The following is a 17,722-nucleotide window of genomic DNA, read 5'->3' on the forward strand; positions in this document are numbered from 1 at the left end:
TAAAGGGAGGATATCGCCTCCTCCGTCGTTCCGTGGATAGCAAATTGACAATGGAAAATTTGCTTCAATTGCTTGATTTCATGGAGGAGTACACCGATCGCATTCTTCCGGTCGCGTTCCTGTTGCTCGCCGCAGAGATCATCTTTCCGAAGTCTCGCTATACCTATGTATCGAGGCTTCGCGGCGCCATCTTCTGCGTGACGAACATCCTCATAACCAAGGCAAGCCTGACACTCTTCTACTGGTTTTGGGCGGGCATCGGCATAAAGCCGCTGTTTGCGATCGACCTAACATTCCTCTCGAAGTTTTCGAATGCATGGCCACTCCATCTGCTGGGCGCCATAGCTGCTTCTTTTCTCGTTCTGCAGGTCAGCGAGTTCTTCTACTATTGGTTCCACAGGCTACAGCATAGCAATAGCTTCTTCTGGCGCTTCCATGCCGAGCATCATTCGCTCGAGGAAATGAGCGCCTTCAACAGCAACCACCATTTCAGCGAGGAGATCTTCAGGATTCCGTTTCTGATCATTCCCGTCTCGCTGCTCTTTAATTTCAAACAGGACTATGTTCCCTGGATTTGGGTGTTCTTCGTGCGCTGGCAAGGCTATTTCGAGCATAGCTCGACGCGACTGAATCTAGGCTGGGTTCGTTACGTCTTTCCCGACAATCGCTTTCACCGTATTCACCATTCGGTCGAGCGACAGCACTTCAACAAGAATTTCGGCAGCGGCTCGGCGATCTGGGACATTCTGTTCGGGACCGCCTATTATCCGAAGGCCGCGGAATGGCCCGATGTCGGCTTGCCCAATATCCGGGAGCCGCAAAACTTGGCCGAATTTCTCGTCCGACCGTTTCGACGCGGCAGACATAGCTAGAACGCCGGCTGTTTCAATTCCAGGATTTTCCTCACACTTTCAGCCCAATGCTCGGTCTAAAAACGCGCCTTCGTTAGAATTTTAGATAAACCTAAAAGCGCTCATCAAGACCATGGCTCTACCATCAACGTGTCTGGCCGGACAAGGTTCGGCGGCACCATGACAGTGCCAAGGCATCCTGGAATGGGTTTCGCCTCAGACGATTGCACTTTTGAATGGGGAGTCCCGAAGGGGACAAAGTGCTCAATGCCTATATCAGCATTTCTTCGTCGCCGTGCAGCGATGGCAGCCCGCGTGCATGACACCTTATGTACGTTCATCGACGGCACGATTGTCGCCCGGGCGGATAATTGGCGCCCAGTTCGCGATAGCGACGATACGCGCCGCGCGCTCGGTCATACCTCATATCGTGGCGAATTGGTGCCGGTCTACGATCTGGCGACGAAGATGGGCAACAAGCCCTCAAGGAGCTGTGAAATCGCCATCATCAAGACGACTGGCGGCTACGTCGCATTTCTGATCGACGAATTCATCGGCAGCACGTCGGCGGCGAGCGAAGCCATCCGCCTTTCGGAACTCGACATTTTCGGCCGCGAGCGTGTAGCCGTATAGCGTCGCTTTCCCGATGCCAAAGAAGGCGGCTGGGAACGCGCTTCCGCAAGCCATGAAGAAAGTCATCTCTTCGCAGGAGCCACCTGCCGCACTTCCTGTACACTATGACCTGCCGCGGCCGAATTCCGGAACAGATTTTCAACATAGCGCACGACTAAAGCCATGCACGCCCTCATGTCGCGGCAATAACGACCAATCTCGGAAATATTTTCTCCATACTTCACTTAAATTGGCAGATCCAGCAATCGCAAGGGGCTTCGTTACCAGATATTGTCGATCAAGGTACTAGACATTCGGAATTCGACGGACATAAACTTGATAGATGAACGCGTGCCAGAAAAAGAGAGCGATCATAGCCTTGGTCTCAACCGGAACGGCCACGTCGATGCTGGCGGCTCTCCCTTGGATATGGAGCTGATGAATGCTGTATGATCCGAACATATCCCGATCGCGCTGGCCGCTGCCGTTTCGCCGGCAGTCATGGGAGACATTGGTTGGTTTGGTCTCCGTAATCCTGCTGGTCGGGATCATATGTGCAAACCTGCCGAGCACCTGGACTACGGAGCGAAACGTATCAATGGCTTCTTCGAGCCGCGCCGCACATTGACGGATTGAGATCGCTCCGCCGGGAATGCGCGGCGATCGCAAGCCTTTGTCGGATTGGCTTCCTGTATCCGTCGACATCCAGTAGCCGGTTCCGGCATTGCGAACAGAGGGCTGCAGGCAGTCAATCTCTGTATTCCATCACCGGAATCAACTGTGAGCGTGATGAATTTCCGCATATTCCCGATGAGGACCGTCCGCGTGAGGCTTTGGTCCAACGCATCGTGCGACCCCCGCCCCAATGCCACTCGACTGAAGCCCAAGGAAAGGAACCGACTGCGCCGAAGCTCTGTTTTACCGACAGCTCCGTCAATGACGGACGAAGAGAAGGTGAAAGGAGATTCTGATGAAAACGAAAGTACTTAGTGTTGCGGCACTCGCGCTTGGCCTGACCGCCGGATGTGCCTTTGCCCAATCGTCGACCGTCACCGGCGCTGCAGGTGGCGCGGTCACCGGAGCCGTTGTCGGTGGTCCGGTCGGGGCCGCCGTGGGCGGCGTGGCTGGCGCCATTGTCGGCACCGCCATCGATCCGCCGCCTCAGAAGGTGGTCACCTATGTCCGCGAACAGCCCTTGCCTGAAGAGGGCACGATCGTCCACGAGAGAGTGGTCGTCGGCAAGCCCCTACCGGACACTGTCGTTGTTCGCACAGTTCCGCAGAATCCGCGATATGCCTATGCAGTCGTCAACCACGAGCGCGTGATCGTCGAGCCTTCCTCACGCAAGGTTATCCAGATTCTGAACTAACCATTGTGGGGAGCGGGAAGCCGCTCTCCACCCTTCCCCCTGTTCCCCATGGGCGACCGAAACGAGAAAGCGGCCGGTCTGCAGCGCTACCCGAAGCTCCGAGTTTTTCACAGTGGCTTCCACAGGCAGCACCCCTTGCGCACCATATTCTAAACTTGGCCGCCTGCATCACGCAGCAAATTGCCTATCGCCGGATCGAGCAGCGTCTGGGGCGGAAGGCCCGACCCGGCGATAGAGCCGGTGGGCGGACCGGCTAGGGAAAGGCGTGCATCGACGCCAAACTCGTGAACCCAAACTTGTGAGAGATGATCGCAGAAACCTCGTGTCGCAAAGTGCCCGGCGACCGGCGTGCTCACCTCAAGACGCTGCTGGTGCAGCGCCTTCAATTGACAGTCGCCGCACTGCTCTCGGAGGGTGCCGCGGCTTCGGATTTCCTTTCCAGGGCATCACGGACTTCGGCGATTTTGCCGCTGTTTGTTCCGATGCCGAGAATGCTCTTTGCTTCAGCGAGTGTCTGGTCCGTCACCGGCTTGTTCGATAGCTGCGCGAGCGCCGAACGCAGGGCGTTGTCGCTGAGGGCTGGATCCGTCGGCACTGCCGTCGTTCCATATTGCATTTCGAATTCCGCATATGCCTTCACATAGGCCGAGAGCGCCGCCATCTTGGGGTCTTTCGAGTTCAAGTAGGCGTGATAGTCTCTCCTGAGCGAGCTAAGCCTGCCCTTGTCGGGCTTCGAAACATGCGTCTTCGAGCTTGCACTATGAGCTCCGGAATGTTTGTCCAGGTGATGTGCCTGCAATGACGATGAGGCAGCCTGCGCAGTCGCCGCGCTCGTCGACGTGCTGCTTGAATCGTCGCTCTCGGACTTTTCATGACCGGAATTTCCTTCGCCATGGCCGCCACCATTGCCGCCGCCGTTTCCGCCCTTGGCGAATGCCGTCTGCATGAAACCGACCGTAGCTCCTCCCATGGGAGCGACTGCAAGCACCAGGCCGAGACTTGTTGCACCGATTATGGAACGGATTTTCATGCGCATTTCCTTCATAAAGCGTCCACCACTCGCAGCAGCGGCCGTATCCAGCAAATCACTGCGCACTAGAATATTGCCGAAATCCCAGGTTTCTACATGGGTCCGACCTATGCTTTGAGCATTAGGACCATTGTCTGATTGATCCTGCCCGATGGTCCCTTAGATTGTGCGCGCCGGATAGCAATACCCTCTTCACGGGACGAGGCGGCCGGTGCCAACGTTGTAACAGTTGACACTCCATCCCACTGGGATAGCTATACAGGGTTGGGAGATCAGTGCTGATTATGCCAGTTCTGCGAGCAAACCATAAATACAAACTATCTCTGGCAAGTCTTATCGAACGCTGGAACTCCCAATCTTTGGCCAGACAGTTCCTGCTCGCCGGCGGCCTCGTCGCGCTCTGTGCGATGCTCGTGGTCGGCTCTTTCGTTGCCGCCCTCATCGAGAATGCGGTGACGCGCAATTCTGCGGCGACGACGGCGCTCTATGTCGACAGCGTTATCGCCCCGCTTCTGCCGGATATGCAAACCACCCAGGCTCTCGACGATACCGTCACCCGCGCTCTCGACGAAACGCTCGGCCAGGGCGCGCTTGGCACACGGCTGTTTTCGTTCCGATTATGGCGGAATGACGGGACGATTCTTTACTCCAACAACAAGGATCTTTCCGGAAAGCGATTTCCGCTGTCAGATAGCCTGAAGATGGCCTTTTCCGGCCGAATGGTTGCCAAATTCAACCGGATCGACGACGTGGAAAGCGTCGCCGAACGCAATAGCGGCAAACCGCTCCTGGAAATCTACAATCCCGTACTGCAGCCCTGGTCGGGCAAAGTCGTTGCCGTTTCCGAATTTTACGAGATTGCCAACGATTTCGAAGGGAGTCTCACTCAGGCCCGCCTGCTGAGCTGGCTTGTCGTTGCCTTGTTCACTCTGACATTCTTCGCTCTTCTGTCGATCATCGTCCTGCGTGGCAGCCGCACCATCGACAATCAGCGCAAGGCGCTCAACGGCCGCATCGGCGAACTGTCGACGCTTCTTCAACAGAATGAGGCGTTGCGTGCCCGCGTTCAACGCGCGACCCAGCGTGCGGCCGCGCTAAACGAGAGCTATTTGCGCCGTATCGGCGCCGACCTGCATGACGGCCCCGCCCAATTGGTCGCCTATGCCTCCTTGCGGCTGGACAGCCAGACCCTCATCAGCTCCACCACCTCGCCAGAGGAGCGCGAGGCGTCGCTGCAGACCATCAAATCCAGCCTTGACGACGCCATGACCGAAATCAGGAGCGTCTGCAGCGGCCTGATGCTACCGCACATCGAGACGGACAATCTGACCGATCTTTTGAAACGGGCAATCCGTGCCCACGAACAACGCACAGGCGTCGCCGTTCCGCTGATGGTCGGGACAACGCCGACACACCTTTCGACCTCCGCAAAAATATGCGTCTATCGCTTTGTGCAGGAAGCCTTAAACAACGGTTATCGCCACGCCGGCGGAATCGGGCAAAAGGTCGTGCAGACCTTCAAAGACGGCCAGATCGTGATCGAGGTTGCCGATGAAGGGCCGGGATTTGACCCGAAGGAGGTCGGCCCGCAAAAGCTTGGCCTTGCCGGCCTCAGGGACCGGGTCGAAAGTCTCGGCGGTATTTTTCAACTTTTGTCGTCGAACCGGGGAACCATCGTTCGCATGTCCCTGAACATCGAGGAAATGGAGCAGGCATGACAGCTACAATCAGTTTGGCGGTCGTAGACGACCACCCTCTCTTCAGGGAGGGCGTTATCCGGAGCCTGACCGAAATGGATGGGTTCAGTATTGTGGGTGAGGGCAGCAGCAGGGAGGATGCGCTGCGCATAGCAGCGGAACACCGCCCGGATATCCTGCTGCTCGACATTTCCATGCCGGGAGGAGGGCTGGATGCCATCTCTCTCATCCTCGAGCAGATACCCGATCAGAAGATCGTGATGCTGACAGTCTCCGAGGCAAGCGACGATGTCATGGCGGCGCTCAAGAGCGGCGCGAAAGGCTATGTTCTCAAAGGCGTCGGATCACGGACCCTCGCCGATATCCTTCGCAGCATTGCTGCGGGTGACAGCTATGTCGCACCGACGCTATCGGCGCGTCTGATCTCGGATAACGGATCTGGTGCCCAGATCAATCCCTTCAGCGCATTGACGGAGCGCGAGCGGGAGGTCCTTGAACTGGCTTCTGCCGGATTGAGCAACAAACATATCGGGCTAAAGCTCGATCTGCATGAAAAGACCATCAAGCATCACATGACCCAGATCTTCGCCAAGCTGGAAGTGAGCAACAGAACGGAAGCTGCGATGGCATTCAGGGATGAACTCGAAAGGCGCCGTCAGTGAAGGAACGCTTTAAGCCGCTGCTCGTCGGCGATCGTCGCATTGCGGTTGACGATGGTGCGGCCCTTTGAATCCTTCATCACATACCGCCCGCTCTTTATATTTTCGCTCATGCCATCCTTGTGTTGAACGGTAATCGATCCGTCGCCATCATCGGAGGATTGGTCGGAATCGACCTGGCTTTGGGTAGCGCTCTTGGTTGCGGATGAACGGCCATTGGCATTACCGTTTCCGTTTCCGTTTCCATTTCCATTCCCGTTGCCGTTGTTGCCGTTCCCACCCCCATTGCCGCTGTTGCCACCGCCGTTCCCGTTGCCTCCCCCATTGCCGTTTCCGCCGCCGTTACCATTGCCACCGCCATTGCCGTTACCCCCTTTTGCCTCCACTATTTGTTGTGCAAATATCGCGGAAGCGCCGTGAATTTTAATGGTGTAGGGGAGTGCTGTGCTGACCATAGTCAACAACAGGCATGGCAAAGCAGCAATGAGCTTTCGACGCAATGACACCTACGGCCTCCTGAGGCTCCGGTTGGCTTCGGCGACGAATGTTCGTCGCTCCCTGGCCCGAAAGCGCCGCCATTTATCGCCGACTGGCAAATATCTCTGATCCCATATCAAATCGCCGCAACACCGCGAGGGGTCAAGTCTTATCAAACGGAGAGACCTCTGCTTGGACTTCAGCAATCGAAGCCAAGACCTTTCGCCGGGATATCGTCAGACTAACGTCCAGGAAGGAGCTGGACCGAAGCCCAATTGCATGATTGCATTATTGAAAACGACTTCCTCTGGTCGATATGACTGCGGATACGCCGACGCCCTGCCAATGCAAAATGCCATGGTTGGGAACCAATAGTGCCCTTGCAAAAATTGGCACTCAATATATCGATGCCCGCGCGATCGATCCGAAAAGAGGGGTACTGCGATGACCCAACACTGGAGGATATTTCTAGCTCGCTCCGCGCCGCCAGGCGCGATATTGGATTTCTCGGCAACCGAGTTCGCTCTCGAGGTCGCAATCAATTTGCGATATTGCCTGAACCTTGTCCGACCAACGCCGGAATGCATCGCTTTGGCTGACCTCGTTTTGCTGCGAGCCAGAAACTACGGCGAAGCGAGAATGGGGCATAAGCCACAGCTATTCGCAGAGGCCGAGGATGCACTTGCCAAGGCAATAAGGCTGCTCGAGATCGAACTCGAATATTGCGCAAAACAGAACATGAAAGGCAGCTGCGAAAAAGCCGCCTGAAAACTTCGCCATAGCAGCCGCGACGATAATAGCGAAAAAACCTTCGCAATCAGCTGCGTTCCGGATCGTCTGCCGACTTGGCGACTGGCATGAATTGCCAATGCCGCGTCAAGAGAAAGTGCCGGGCGATCGCCTTCGATGCCACCAGGGATCACGGCACGAGCTGCGGCTTCTACTGGCTATTGCTTGTCAAAGAGGGGCGATGACGGCGCGCGCCCAAAGGTCTCTTGCGGCGGCGCATACCTCGGGGCATGCGCTCGAAAAGATGGTTTAGTTGCCGCGGGCGCCGCTGACGGCGTAGGGGATATGCGAGCGGGCAATACCGAGATCACGAAGGACATGATCGTCGAGGGCGGAAAGCTCGCGTATGGCTCTGCGCTGTTCGCTAAAGCGCTTGATCTTCTCAAATACTCTCATTTTTACGGTCTCCTTTGCTGATGCGCAGGAGATAGGCATTTATCCGCCTAAATAAAATGCACATGCCTGCACGATAGCCATGCCGGTTTTGCAAGGCTCATGACCATAAGATTGGCGGGATGAACACGTGCTGGTTCTTACCACCATATTCGAGAATGCGATCGGCTTTGGATTTCACTGACAGATCGCCACCTTCCGCGACTGTTGCGGCCCCGATGAAGCGAACTTAGCTTTTGAACCGTCAATCTCTATCCTACGGCCTATGCATCCTGCCATTTGGAAAAGGTTGCAGCCTGCCCGCGCAAATTGCCATCTCGGTCCACGAGCTGCCAGACGATACCGGCATCGATCCAGAAACGTCGTCCGGATTTCGCAATCCTCAGACCGCGATAGTCGGAGATGAAGCCGTTACGGGTCACCGCGTCCAGCAACTGCTGACGCTCCGCCCGATTGGGAAGCTCGGCCGAAAGCCGCGAGGGCAGCGTTATAAACTCGTCCCATGAGTATTCGAAGCAATTCTGCGCGGCTTTGTTGGCGTAGACGAAACGCGGATCGGCGTCCGTATTATGGGCGAGGACCACAAACGGCGCGTCGCAATAGAGCCAATCCGGCCCCGCGCCCTCGCCAATCAAGGAAGAGCCCACAATGCGTTGAAAACTGCCGGTCAGAAGTTCAAAAAAGGCTTCGTCAACCGATAAATCGACAGTATTGCTTTCAGGCCTATCAGTCATCTCTTCCCTTCCTACCATTCTGGGCATCGACGGGAGCGATACCTATCAAATTGCGTGGGAGATCAAAAGCAGAGCAAGCGGGAAGACGCGAATATCCATCATCAACCACACCGCGAAGCCAGGGTCTCCAAAGTAAGCACGAACAAGTTACCGACAGCGTGCCCAAGGACGAGATTGCCGCAACAGAGCCCTGCCAGCTCTGAACACCAACCAAATTACGGTCGTTCGCCGGCGGCCAGCCGACGTTCGATATCATCGATGACAGGCAGCAGATCGGCAACCGTATCGATGACATAATGCGCGCCCCGTGCCTTCAGAACGCCGGTTGCACGCTCACGAACCTTGGCGAGCGCATCCGGCGCCATAGCGGCGATCTCTTGCGGAGTGAGACCCGCCTCATTGCCGCTCAGTGCGACGCCGACCGTCCAGCAGCCGGCCGCAACGCCTTCATCGATGCCGACACCGGTATCGTCGACCTTGACCACCGCATGCGCCGGCCAGACATCGAGATCGAGGAAGCACTTGTACATGTTCATCGGCGTCGGCCGGCCATGCGGCAGGTCGCCGGCGCAGACGAGATTGTCGACCTCATAGCCCTGCTCTTTCGCGAGCGGCAGGACACGCTCCATGATCGAGCGTGTGTAACCCGTCGTGGAACCGATCTTCATCCCGCGCTGGCGCAGCGTCCCGACAACTTCGGTCGTGCCCGGCACGAGATCGGCGAACTTATGCACCACCTCCTCGTTCATCGGCACGAAGACCTCGTAGACCGCGTCGACATCGGCTGCCGTCGGTGTCTTGCCATGACGCGTGGCCCACAGCTCGCGGATGCGAGGCTGCTTCAGCATGGCGTCGATATGATCCCATTTCGGCCGCCCCATCGGCTCACGCGCTTCCGCGATGGTGACCTCGATGCCGAAGCGGCTGAAGACTTCCACGAAGACGCCCATGGGGGCGAAGGATCCGAAGTCGATGACCGTTCCAGCCCAGTCGAATACAACGGCTTTCAATTGGCTCACTGATTTCACTCCCAAGACCGAGATGTCGAAGCGTAGAGGTCGTCGATGACCTGCTCACCGAGGGCGAAGCCGGTCGAGGCGCCGGTTCCGCCCGTCACCATCACGAGGCGGATATGATCGGCGGGGCGCTCGACCAGCACCGTCCGCTCCTTCGACGAGGCATAAGTGCCGATCCAGCGGTTGACGACGGTGCGGCCCGGCAGATCGAATACGCGATCGAACTCATCGAGGATCAGCCGGTCGAAGCGCTCGCTGGCGAATGGCTGCTGCGCATTGCCGTAGACATGGCTGTCCCCGACGACGAGAGAACCGTCGGCCGACTGGACCGCGATCAGGTGGATGCCGGCGGCGCGGCTTTCGGCCTCTTCGCGATCGAGCCGCTTTCCAAGTGCTTCCGCTTCCGGCAGCTGGGCAAAGCCTTCGTAACGGGCAAGGCTCATATCCGACATCACGGCGGCGCCGAACCGGCTCGGCTGAGCGGGCGCCACCCGCAGCATCTGCAATGTGCAGATCATGAGATTATGCTTGGCGATGACATCCGGGAAAAGCGTCGAGAAATCGTCACCGGGACAGACGACGACGGCTTCCGCTTCGATCCCGCCGTGGCTGGTCTCGATCCGCATTCCCTCGATGGCACGGACGGCTGTGTTCCAGCGAAAATCGACCTTGTGCCGAGCCTCGAGCCAGGCTGCGAGCTTCGGCAGCGCTTCCGAAGATTCGACACGCAGCTCATGCGGGCTATAAAGAATGGTCTCGACGCCATCCAAACGCAGGCTCGGCACGAGATCGCCAGCCTCGGCCTTCGTCATCAGGCGGCACTTCTCGCCCATCGGTGTCTTCAAAAAGGCGTCGACAACCACGGCGGCTTCCGAGCGACGCGCCGGCATGACCAGGCCGCGATGGATGACCGCGATGCCCGCCTTGTCGACAATCTCGGCCCAGATGTCACGCGCCCGCATGACGCGCTCCCAATGGGCGCCCGCCTTCTGCCCGCTAATGGTCACGAAGCCGAAATTGCGAATGGAGGCACCGACCGCCTTGGCATTGCGCTCGATGACGACGACCTTCTTGCCCTGGCGCACAGCCGCCAATGCCACGCCGATGCCGACAATACCCGCACCGACAACCGCGAGATCGTATCCATTCGCCATATCGTTACCCTTTCCTCGGCCGGCATCGAGCCTAACCGTCAGCCTATAGGGCAAACACTAGCAAAATGATATAACAGAATTATAAATCATAAAAAATTATATGATTTACCTATAGTTTAAAATCAACTCGAAGGCATCCCGCCATCGACTTCGCGCGCGTGCTCCTTGGCGACATCGAAAAACGCCTGGATAGCGGCGTGATCGCGGCATTCCGGCAGGGTGACGAGGTAATGGCCGATGGCCAGCTCCGGCTCGACCAGCGGCACGACCTCGATATGGTCATCGGGCGGAACCTCGCCTTCGATAGAGATCGCCAACCCAATTCCGGCAGCCGCCGCAGCATAGGCAACGTCAAGCGTCGCGACTTCAAGCACCGGCTTCAGGCGTATGCCCCGCTTGTTCGCCGCATCCTCCAGCAGCGTGCGAGTGCCGGACGCCTTGTTCCAGAGCACCATATCGCGGCCATCGAGATCGCCGAGCGTCAGCCGGCCCTTGGCCAGCATCGGATCGCCTCTGCGGCCATAAATCGCCACGCGCGATTCATGCAGGCGCAGGGAGGAAAAACGGCTGTCGGGCGCCACCTGCGAGATAGCGGCGACATCGAGCTCGCCGCGCAGCACGGCGTCTGCGAGATCGAGCGAAGGCCCGCCCCGTGTCGTCAGGCGCAGCGAAGGATATTCGCGGACGAACGCCATCAGGACCGGCATGATGAGGCGATGCGCACTGAAGCCGATCGAGATCGTGCCCGAGTTCAAAGACGTGGTGTCGGTGATCGCGCGATCGACCTCGTTCAGGCATTTCAGCGTGATCCGGATCTTGGCGATCAGATCGACTGCCGATGGCGCGACGCTGACATTATGCCCATCCCGAATGAAGACGCGCGTGCGGCACAGCTCTTCGAATGACTGGATCTGCGTCGAAACCGAGGGCTGGCTGATGCCCAAATCCTCGGCTGCACGGGAAAACTTTCCCGTGCGCGCCAAAGCTTCGACGGCCTTCATTTGCGCAAGCGTGACAGACGGCATTCTACAAAGCCTCACCTGGAGAAATCGCACGGCTGTCCGTTTCAATAAGTCGCGTATCCCGAGGAGGCAACCGGCTTTGGGCTGGATGTCCATGCGAAATAGCTTCAGCGCAGCACCGACCTGTTGGAAAGCCGCGACAGTCCCCATAGCGCGATCAATGTCGCCGCCCCTAGGATCATTGTCGCCAAAAGCCCGGAGCGCATCAATTTCTAGCGGGGATCATATCCGCATGCAGTGAGGCAATTTCGCGCATTCACTTGGTTGAAAGACTGTGATGGAAGCCTGAGCTATATCCTAGTCGTCCTTGTTTCGGGTTTGCCGCACCTCTTCCACAATCGCGTCGGTGTTATCCTTACGCTCCCGTGTCTCCTTTCTGCGGCGGCCGGGGTCCGCCAATTGCCACAGGACAATACCGGCAGCACCGAGGCTGCCGATGATGGCCACAATGACTTCGAGATTCCAAATCATTGCCCTCCCCATTTATTCAGGCGCATCCGCGCGTCGTGCTTGGCTGTGCAACACAGGCTATCAAGCGATCCCGGCTTCAGTTCGCCTTCGTCATCAGCCCACACTTCTCTCTGCAAAAGTGCGGTAGCGGTCATTCCAAAACGCCACCATGTGGGCGGCAGCGAGAAGACCCACCGTACCGACCATTTGCGCAATTGGCCCTGCCGAGACAGACATCATACGCACTGCTTTTTCCTCCGCGAAGGGGGTGCTTCCATTCGTCCAACGTCTCTCGCCGCCATTTCTTTCGTCTTAGGGGCTGACGGCGCGTCGGCAGAAGTCGGTAACGGCTGCCACCAGCCTCCGCCGGTCGACATCCGATCCATCGGCCAGACAGTCATCCACCGCACTGTGCATGGAATTGAACAGCATGACGGCCGTGAGCCGGGCATCGACGAAGGCGAACGCGCCGGCAGCATGACCTTCGACAAGGAAGGACGTGAGGCGACTGACAAGAGGATTGGCACGTTTCATGTCCCGCTTCGTCGGCTGAAACTGTTGAAATACCAGATCGTGAAGCGCGACCTCGTCGAGATAGCCGAGAACGCAGGCCTCCATCAAAACGTCGAGCCGCCGCACCCAACTGTCAGAGGCGGACGCTCTGGCGACGGCATCGATCCTCTCGCAAAAGAGCTCGACGAACCGCGCTTGCAGGGCTTTAAGGACATCGTCCTTGGTCTGAAAATAAAGGTAGAAAGTACCCTTGGCGACGTCTGCGGCATCGACGATCTCCGCAACACTGGTCGCGGCAAACCCCTTCTCCAGAAACAGTCTCTGCGCGGCATCCATCAATTCCTCACGGCGAATTTCCGGCGGCTTGGTGCGCGGACGCGGACGATCTGTAACGGTCACGGGTTCTCCTCGCTGTTCATAGGCTGTCGATGATGATACCCGCTGGCGAGAGAGCGGATGCGCACAACCACCTTACCGCAAGCGAGCCCTTTTCAAAGACTTCTAACGGCATATCGAGCGGAAGACGAGCAAGACTGCGCCGAGCGTCATCGAGCGCGGATGCGGGGGCGACAACTGCGACCCCGAGAAGGGAGCGGCAAAGCGCCTCGCGAACAAGATCCAGCCGCTGCGCCAGCATGGGCAGCACAGCCACATCTCTTTGAAACGCGCATCCGCAAGCCGCGACCAGGAGGAGAGCAAAAGGTTGTTCGCGTCTCAGCCAGCTCTCGATCATATCGAGGCCCGCGCGCATGCCGTCGACATCAAGCGGCGTTTCGGCGACCAGTATCGCGAGCGGCCAATGAGTCTCATCACCCTCGGGCAACATCGATATTTGCCCGCTCATGACAGCCCGCGCAAAGCTGCCAGACCTCGCAGCGCCCCACCGACGTCCAGTGGTCTTCCTTGCGCTGCCGAAAGGGAAGCAAGCCACATCGCCGCCTCATTGACGTCATCGAACATCTGCGCGGGAATTCCGAATAGCTTTTCGGCATCCATGCGGCTCATCTCTTCGAGAGCCTCCGACGGTACGACGGTCGCCATGCCGATGACGAACTGCCTGATCCGCTCGCCATTGGCCTGAAGCCAGACCTTTGCATCCTTTGCGCCGCCCTCAGGCCGCTTGAGCGCCTCGGCATCGGTAAAGACGCGCAATGTCGAAAAGGATTCGCCGCGATCGAGCCAGGCGTCCCAATCCGAAAAGAAGGCGAGCTGCTCATCGAGCGACATCGCGCCGCGAGCGGCGGAAAGCACGAGCGGCCAATGGCTGAGATCGTGACGGATCATGACCGGATACCCCTCGATGCGGCAAATCGGAAGCAGGCGTCGCTCTGTGTTGAGCCTCCCACATTCTCAATACGAACGACCATTCGCATGCCCCTTAAAACCTGACAGTGATAGCCCACATATATGACTGACCGTCGGTCATTTGTAAAGGAAGGACATTCTTCGAGCCTGATATTATGGAGCTTGCACCCTGTCCGGCCTTAAACCGGCATGGTCGCGTGGGAAGCAGCGCGCGCTTGGCGAAACGTTATATGGCGCGTATGGACATATGGCGAGGGGACTGGACCTGTATCTTCCGCGTGTATCCAAAGGTGCGACAACACAACCCTCATATGATTGGCAGCGACTATGTTTTCGACAATTTTAAGAGCCCAATCATGCCCGCGAAAAGTTGGCTTCTGAATAGCTGAGAGTGCGGCCGGAGCGCCAGGATGACCTTCAAACTTTGAAAGACATCCCAGACGCGCTGCGCATGGCCCGAGCACCGCTTTCACTTCGGCTTCTATGGTGAGACTATGTTGACAGGATCACGTCAATCTCATTGCTTGTCTGAGATAGCTCAGGCAAATGACATCGATGAATTGCGACAGTTCTTATTCAAGTTCTGTTCTTTATACGGCCTGGCAAACGCAGCCTTTCATGTGACGCAAATCGCCGCCCTGTCGCAGCAAAACCCGCTTCTCCTGCTGACCTACCCGCCGGAATGGGTAGACACATATATAGCGCACGATTACTTCTCGATCGATCCCGTTGTTCAAGCCGGACGCAACGGATTTCTGCCCTTCGACTGGTCGACCCTCGATCTGAAGTCGCCGCAAAGCATCTCCTTTTTCCGCGAAGCCGAAGCCTTTGATGTCGGGCGCTACGGCTTGACGCTGGTCGTTCGAGGGCCTCACGGCGAGCGATCGCTTTTTACAGTTACCTCAAATCTGAAAAGCGGCGACTGGGAGCAATTGCGAAACAGCATAATAGGCGATCTGCAGGTGATCGCCTATTATCTGCATGAGCAGTCATTGATCGTGTCCGGTCTGCGAGAACAAAGCATCGGACGCAAGCTTTCGAAGCGGGAAACCGAGTGCCTGGAACTGCTGGCGCACGGCCTGCTTCCGAAGCAGATCACATCCATTCTTGGAATTTCCGAAAGCGCCGTGCGCCTGTATCTCAGCTCCGGCCGCCGCAAACTTCACGTCAGCACCACAAATCAGGCCATTGCGAAAGCAATTTCGCTTGAGCTCATCAAAAGCTGAACTGAATATTCCCCGGCGACGAAGATGCGAATTGCAAGATGGGGGTCCTGTCATCCTTGCCGCGCATCGTCCTCAGCCGCTGCTCAAGCCGCTGATCGGACTCCTCGTTCACCTCCCAGAGGCCGACATAGAGGTTGCCGATCTCCGGCCGCGAACGCGCAAGCGGCGTCGGCGACCATCCGATCTTTCGGTAAACCCCGATCATCGATGCATCATAGACGCCCATGATGTGCTCGATGCCCGATTTCAAGCTCAGGCGGCAAAGACCGGACAGCAGTTCGACGGCGGCTGTCTGCGACGACGGATGTCCGGCCTGGAGCGGAGGATGCACGCAAAACCGGGTGCACTCCCAGATCGAAGGGCTGCAGATATCGAGATCCTCGTTGAAAAAATGCTGGAACTCGCTCGAAAGCATCGTCTCGCTCGTTGTCGGCAACAGCCGCAGCGAACCCGTAAGCTCGTCGTCCTCTTCCTTCACGGCCAGGTAGATGGGGTCGTGCTCGTCGTCGAAGCGGTCAATCTCCAAACCACCTTCAACGTTGACATCCCACCCCATTCGATCACGGAAGACGAGCGCGCGGGCGCGGAACATCTGAGTGAAATACGAGGACGCCGCATTGCGGTCTCGTCGGGTCAGTATCTGTAGCATCAGCGTCTCCAAATTTTGCCTTAACAAAGCACCTTGGAGCCAGGCTTCAATATATCGATTCCGCCAGATTGCGTGACCGCGAGTAGCCTTTAGAATCGAGGGGTGCGGAGCAAGGCAGAGGCTCCACCGCTCCCGCGACCTCTCCCGTCGGCATGCAGGGCTTGCGGACATTCGGCGCGCTAACGACTTTCAAGCGCAACGATTTCGGCAAGGCCGCGGGTTTGCCCATAATACATCGGGCAGCCGCGCCAGTGTTAAGCCGATCGCCAGGACTTCCGTGACCGTTTTCCCGGCCGGCACAATCTTCAGAAGCTTCGTGACATAGGCGGGACCGAAGAAATGCAGCCTCAAGAAGCGCTCCGGCTGCACAAGTCCTTCGCTAATTTCATCCGGATCAAGATAGGACGATGAGGGCCATCGCACCTTCATGCGTGAACGTTGACGGTCATGGTCCTCATGTCAATCATTGCATTTATAATTGACTGACCGGTCGGTTTATGCAAGAGTTTTGCGTCGCCATCGAAAGGGCGGCAGGGAGGAAACATGTCCGAATCCGACACCATTCTGTCGGCGCTTGCCGATGGCGTCTTGAGCCTCACGCTCAATCGACCCGACAAACTCAACTCCTTCAACGAGGAAATGCATCTCGCGCTGCGCGCCGGCTTCGAGCGTGCACATCAGGATGCGGATGTTCGCGCGGTTCTCCTGACGGGAGCCGGTCGTGGCTTTTCGGCCGGCCAGGATCTCGGCGATCGCGATCCGCGCAAAGGCACTCCGGATCTCGGCCATACGATCGAGACTTTCTACAATCCCCTGCTTCGCCTCATTCGCAGTCTGGAAAAGCCAGTAATCTGCGCGGTCAATGGCGTTGCCGCCGGCGCCGGCGCCAATATCGCATTCGCCTGCGATATCACGATCGCCGCCCGTTCCGCCCGCTTCATCCAGGCCTTCGCGAAAATCGGCCTCGTGCCGGATTCCGGCGGCACCTGGAACCTGCCGCGGCTGATCGGCGAAGCCCGCGCTAAGGCGCTGGCGCTGACGGCTGAGCCTCTGGATGCGGAAACGGCGGCCAGTTGGGGCCTGATCTGGCGCGTGGTAGACGATGAAACGCTGATGGATGAGGCAAAGGCGCTTGCCATCAGGCTCGCCGCCGGCCCAACAAAAGGCCTCGGCCTGACGAAGCGCGCCATTCAGGCGGCAGCGACAAATTCGATCGACGAACAGCTCGATCTTGAACGCGACCTTCAGCGCGAAGCAGGCCGCAGCGCCGACTATGCCGAGGGCGTCACGGCTTTCCTCGAAAAGCGCAAGCCGGAGTTCAAGGGCAAATGAGCATGGCCGACACGCTTTCCCCAGAGGCGCTTGCCGAAGCCTGCGCAAAAGCCATGTGGGACGAAGACAATGCCAGCCGCCATCTCGGAATGGAGCTGCTTGCAGTAGCACCGGGTGAGGCTACGCTCTCGATGGCGATCACCGAAGCGATGACGAATGGTCACGGCACCTGTCATGGCGGTTACATATTCACGCTTGCCGATTCGGCATTCGCCTTCGCTTGCAACAGCTACAACCAGCGCACCGTCGCCCAGCACTGTTCGGTGACCTATATCGCGCCAGCCTTCAGGGGCGACCTGCTGAGGGCGACGGCGCGGGAGGTGTCGCGCCGCGGCCGCGGCGGAATTTACGACATTGCGATCACCAATCAGCAGGGCGAGCAGATTGCGGAATTCCGCGGCCACTCGCGAACGGTCAAGGGCACGCTTCTGCCGGAATAGGGTT

22 protein-coding genes are annotated in these 17,722 nt (G+C 57.9%); 8 read left to right on the plus strand and 14 right to left on the minus strand.

Annotation, left to right across the window (positions count from 1 at the left end):
* The first annotated feature begins 50 nt into the window (after window positions 1-50).
* Both AC13RC_RS19640 and AC13RC_RS19645 read left to right on the plus strand, forming a co-directional pair.
* Complete coding sequence (locus tag AC13RC_RS19640; protein ID WP_488558176.1) at window positions 51-872, plus strand: sterol desaturase family protein; 822 nt, start codon at window positions 51-53, stop codon at window positions 870-872.
* A gap of 246 nt (window positions 873-1,118) precedes the next feature.
* Window positions 1,119-1,484: a chemotaxis protein CheW gene (locus AC13RC_RS19645; protein ID WP_488558177.1), complete on the plus strand. Its 366-nt coding sequence runs from the start codon at window positions 1,119-1,121 to the stop codon at window positions 1,482-1,484.
* Between the two features lie 285 nt (window positions 1,485-1,769).
* Here the strand turns inward: AC13RC_RS19645 and AC13RC_RS19650 are convergent, their stop codons facing one another.
* The gene (locus tag AC13RC_RS19650) at window positions 1,770-2,168 is read right to left on the minus strand and encodes a hypothetical protein (protein ID WP_488558178.1); all 399 of its coding nucleotides are present in this window, start codon (window positions 2,166-2,168) and stop codon (window positions 1,770-1,772) included.
* Window positions 2,169-2,433: 265 nt separating this feature from the next.
* On the opposite strand from AC13RC_RS19650, the gene AC13RC_RS19655 reads away from it, so the two are divergent.
* The gene (locus tag AC13RC_RS19655; protein ID WP_145319371.1) at window positions 2,434-2,832 is read left to right on the plus strand and encodes a DUF1236 domain-containing protein; all 399 of its coding nucleotides are present in this window, start codon (window positions 2,434-2,436) and stop codon (window positions 2,830-2,832) included.
* Between the two features lie 382 nt (window positions 2,833-3,214).
* On the opposite strand, the gene AC13RC_RS19660 is transcribed toward AC13RC_RS19655, so the two are convergent.
* Window positions 3,215-3,862, minus strand: a complete 648-nt coding sequence (locus AC13RC_RS19660) for a hypothetical protein (protein ID WP_488558179.1) — start codon at window positions 3,860-3,862, stop codon at window positions 3,215-3,217.
* 284 nt (window positions 3,863-4,146) lie between these two features.
* On the opposite strand from AC13RC_RS19660, the gene AC13RC_RS19665 reads away from it, so the two are divergent.
* Both AC13RC_RS19665 and AC13RC_RS19670 read left to right on the plus strand, forming a co-directional pair.
* The gene (locus tag AC13RC_RS19665) at window positions 4,147-5,580 is read left to right on the plus strand and encodes a sensor histidine kinase (protein WP_488558180.1); all 1,434 of its coding nucleotides are present in this window, start codon (window positions 4,147-4,149) and stop codon (window positions 5,578-5,580) included.
* Window positions 5,577-6,221: a response regulator gene (locus tag AC13RC_RS19670; protein WP_145319362.1), complete on the plus strand. Its 645-nt coding sequence runs from the start codon at window positions 5,577-5,579 to the stop codon at window positions 6,219-6,221. Before AC13RC_RS19665 ends, AC13RC_RS19670 begins: the two co-directional genes overlap by 4 nt.
* Here AC13RC_RS19670 and AC13RC_RS19675 read toward each other — a convergent pair.
* The 10 genes from AC13RC_RS19675 to AC13RC_RS19720 all read right to left on the minus strand — a co-directional run bounded on the left by AC13RC_RS19675 (window position 6,215) and on the right by AC13RC_RS19720 (window position 14,050).
* The gene (locus tag AC13RC_RS19675) at window positions 6,215-6,724 is read right to left on the minus strand and encodes a hypothetical protein (RefSeq protein ID WP_488558181.1); all 510 of its coding nucleotides are present in this window, start codon (window positions 6,722-6,724) and stop codon (window positions 6,215-6,217) included. The genes AC13RC_RS19670 and AC13RC_RS19675 overlap by 7 nt on opposite strands.
* A 1,009-nt stretch (window positions 6,725-7,733) precedes the next feature.
* Window positions 7,734-7,880 (minus strand): DUF1127 domain-containing protein, encoded by a 147-nt coding sequence (locus AC13RC_RS19680; RefSeq protein WP_083258017.1) that lies wholly within the window; start codon window positions 7,878-7,880, stop codon window positions 7,734-7,736.
* Window positions 7,881-8,140: 260 nt separating this feature from the next.
* Window positions 8,141-8,611 (minus strand): MEKHLA domain-containing protein, encoded by a 471-nt coding sequence (locus tag AC13RC_RS19685; RefSeq protein WP_488558182.1) that lies wholly within the window; start codon window positions 8,609-8,611, stop codon window positions 8,141-8,143.
* A 215-nt stretch (window positions 8,612-8,826) separates the two neighbouring features.
* Window positions 8,827-9,630 carry a phosphonoacetaldehyde hydrolase gene (gene phnX / locus AC13RC_RS19690; protein ID WP_488558183.1) on the minus strand — a complete coding sequence of 268 codons (804 nt, stop codon included), beginning with the start codon at window positions 9,628-9,630 and terminating at the stop codon, window positions 8,827-8,829.
* 5 nt (window positions 9,631-9,635) lie between these two features.
* Complete coding sequence (locus AC13RC_RS19695) at window positions 9,636-10,781, minus strand: TIGR03364 family FAD-dependent oxidoreductase (protein ID WP_488558184.1); 1,146 nt, start codon at window positions 10,779-10,781, stop codon at window positions 9,636-9,638.
* A gap of 122 nt (window positions 10,782-10,903) precedes the next feature.
* Window positions 10,904-11,806, minus strand: a complete 903-nt coding sequence (locus AC13RC_RS19700; protein WP_488558185.1) for a LysR family transcriptional regulator — start codon at window positions 11,804-11,806, stop codon at window positions 10,904-10,906.
* 294 nt (window positions 11,807-12,100) lie between these two features.
* Window positions 12,101-12,274 carry a hypothetical protein gene (locus AC13RC_RS19705; RefSeq protein WP_488558186.1) on the minus strand — a complete coding sequence of 58 codons (174 nt, stop codon included), beginning with the start codon at window positions 12,272-12,274 and terminating at the stop codon, window positions 12,101-12,103.
* A gap of 291 nt (window positions 12,275-12,565) precedes the next feature.
* Complete coding sequence (locus tag AC13RC_RS19710) at window positions 12,566-13,165, minus strand: TetR/AcrR family transcriptional regulator (RefSeq protein ID WP_246661165.1); 600 nt, start codon at window positions 13,163-13,165, stop codon at window positions 12,566-12,568.
* A 16-nt stretch (window positions 13,166-13,181) separates the two neighbouring features.
* On the minus strand, window positions 13,182-13,610 hold the full coding sequence (locus tag AC13RC_RS19715; RefSeq protein ID WP_145319344.1) for a hypothetical protein: 429 nt from the start codon (window positions 13,608-13,610) through the stop codon (window positions 13,182-13,184).
* The gene (locus AC13RC_RS19720) at window positions 13,607-14,050 is read right to left on the minus strand and encodes a hypothetical protein (RefSeq protein ID WP_488558187.1); all 444 of its coding nucleotides are present in this window, start codon (window positions 14,048-14,050) and stop codon (window positions 13,607-13,609) included. Before AC13RC_RS19720 ends, AC13RC_RS19715 begins: the two co-directional genes overlap by 4 nt.
* A 515-nt stretch (window positions 14,051-14,565) precedes the next feature.
* Here AC13RC_RS19720 and AC13RC_RS19725 point away from each other — a divergent pair.
* Window positions 14,566-15,297 carry a helix-turn-helix transcriptional regulator gene (locus AC13RC_RS19725; RefSeq protein WP_113329414.1) on the plus strand — a complete coding sequence of 244 codons (732 nt, stop codon included), beginning with the start codon at window positions 14,566-14,568 and terminating at the stop codon, window positions 15,295-15,297.
* On the opposite strand, the gene AC13RC_RS19730 is transcribed toward AC13RC_RS19725, so the two are convergent.
* Together AC13RC_RS19730 and AC13RC_RS19735 are read right to left on the minus strand one after the other, a co-directional pair.
* Window positions 15,287-15,946 carry an acyl-homoserine-lactone synthase gene (locus AC13RC_RS19730; protein ID WP_488558188.1) on the minus strand — a complete coding sequence of 220 codons (660 nt, stop codon included), beginning with the start codon at window positions 15,944-15,946 and terminating at the stop codon, window positions 15,287-15,289. The two genes, AC13RC_RS19725 and AC13RC_RS19730, sit on opposite strands and share 11 nt — an antisense overlap.
* A 189-nt stretch (window positions 15,947-16,135) precedes the next feature.
* The gene (locus AC13RC_RS19735) at window positions 16,136-16,375 is read right to left on the minus strand and encodes a 3-hydroxyacyl-CoA dehydrogenase NAD-binding domain-containing protein (protein WP_488558189.1); all 240 of its coding nucleotides are present in this window, start codon (window positions 16,373-16,375) and stop codon (window positions 16,136-16,138) included.
* Window positions 16,376-16,489: 114 nt separating this feature from the next.
* Here AC13RC_RS19735 and paaG point away from each other — a divergent pair, with 114 nt between their 5' ends.
* Entirely contained in the window at window positions 16,490-17,278 is a 789-nt protein-coding gene (gene paaG, locus AC13RC_RS19740) for a 2-(1,2-epoxy-1,2-dihydrophenyl)acetyl-CoA isomerase PaaG (RefSeq protein WP_488558190.1), read from the plus strand.
* A complete protein-coding gene (gene paaI, locus AC13RC_RS19745; protein WP_488558191.1) occupies window positions 17,275-17,718 on the plus strand; it encodes a hydroxyphenylacetyl-CoA thioesterase PaaI in 444 nt (147 codons plus the stop codon). The genes paaG and paaI overlap by 4 nt, the downstream gene beginning before the upstream one ends.
* The last annotated feature ends 4 nt before the right edge of the window (window positions 17,719-17,722 follow it).

This window comes from Martinezella sp. CNPSo 3890 (assembly GCF_057784455.1).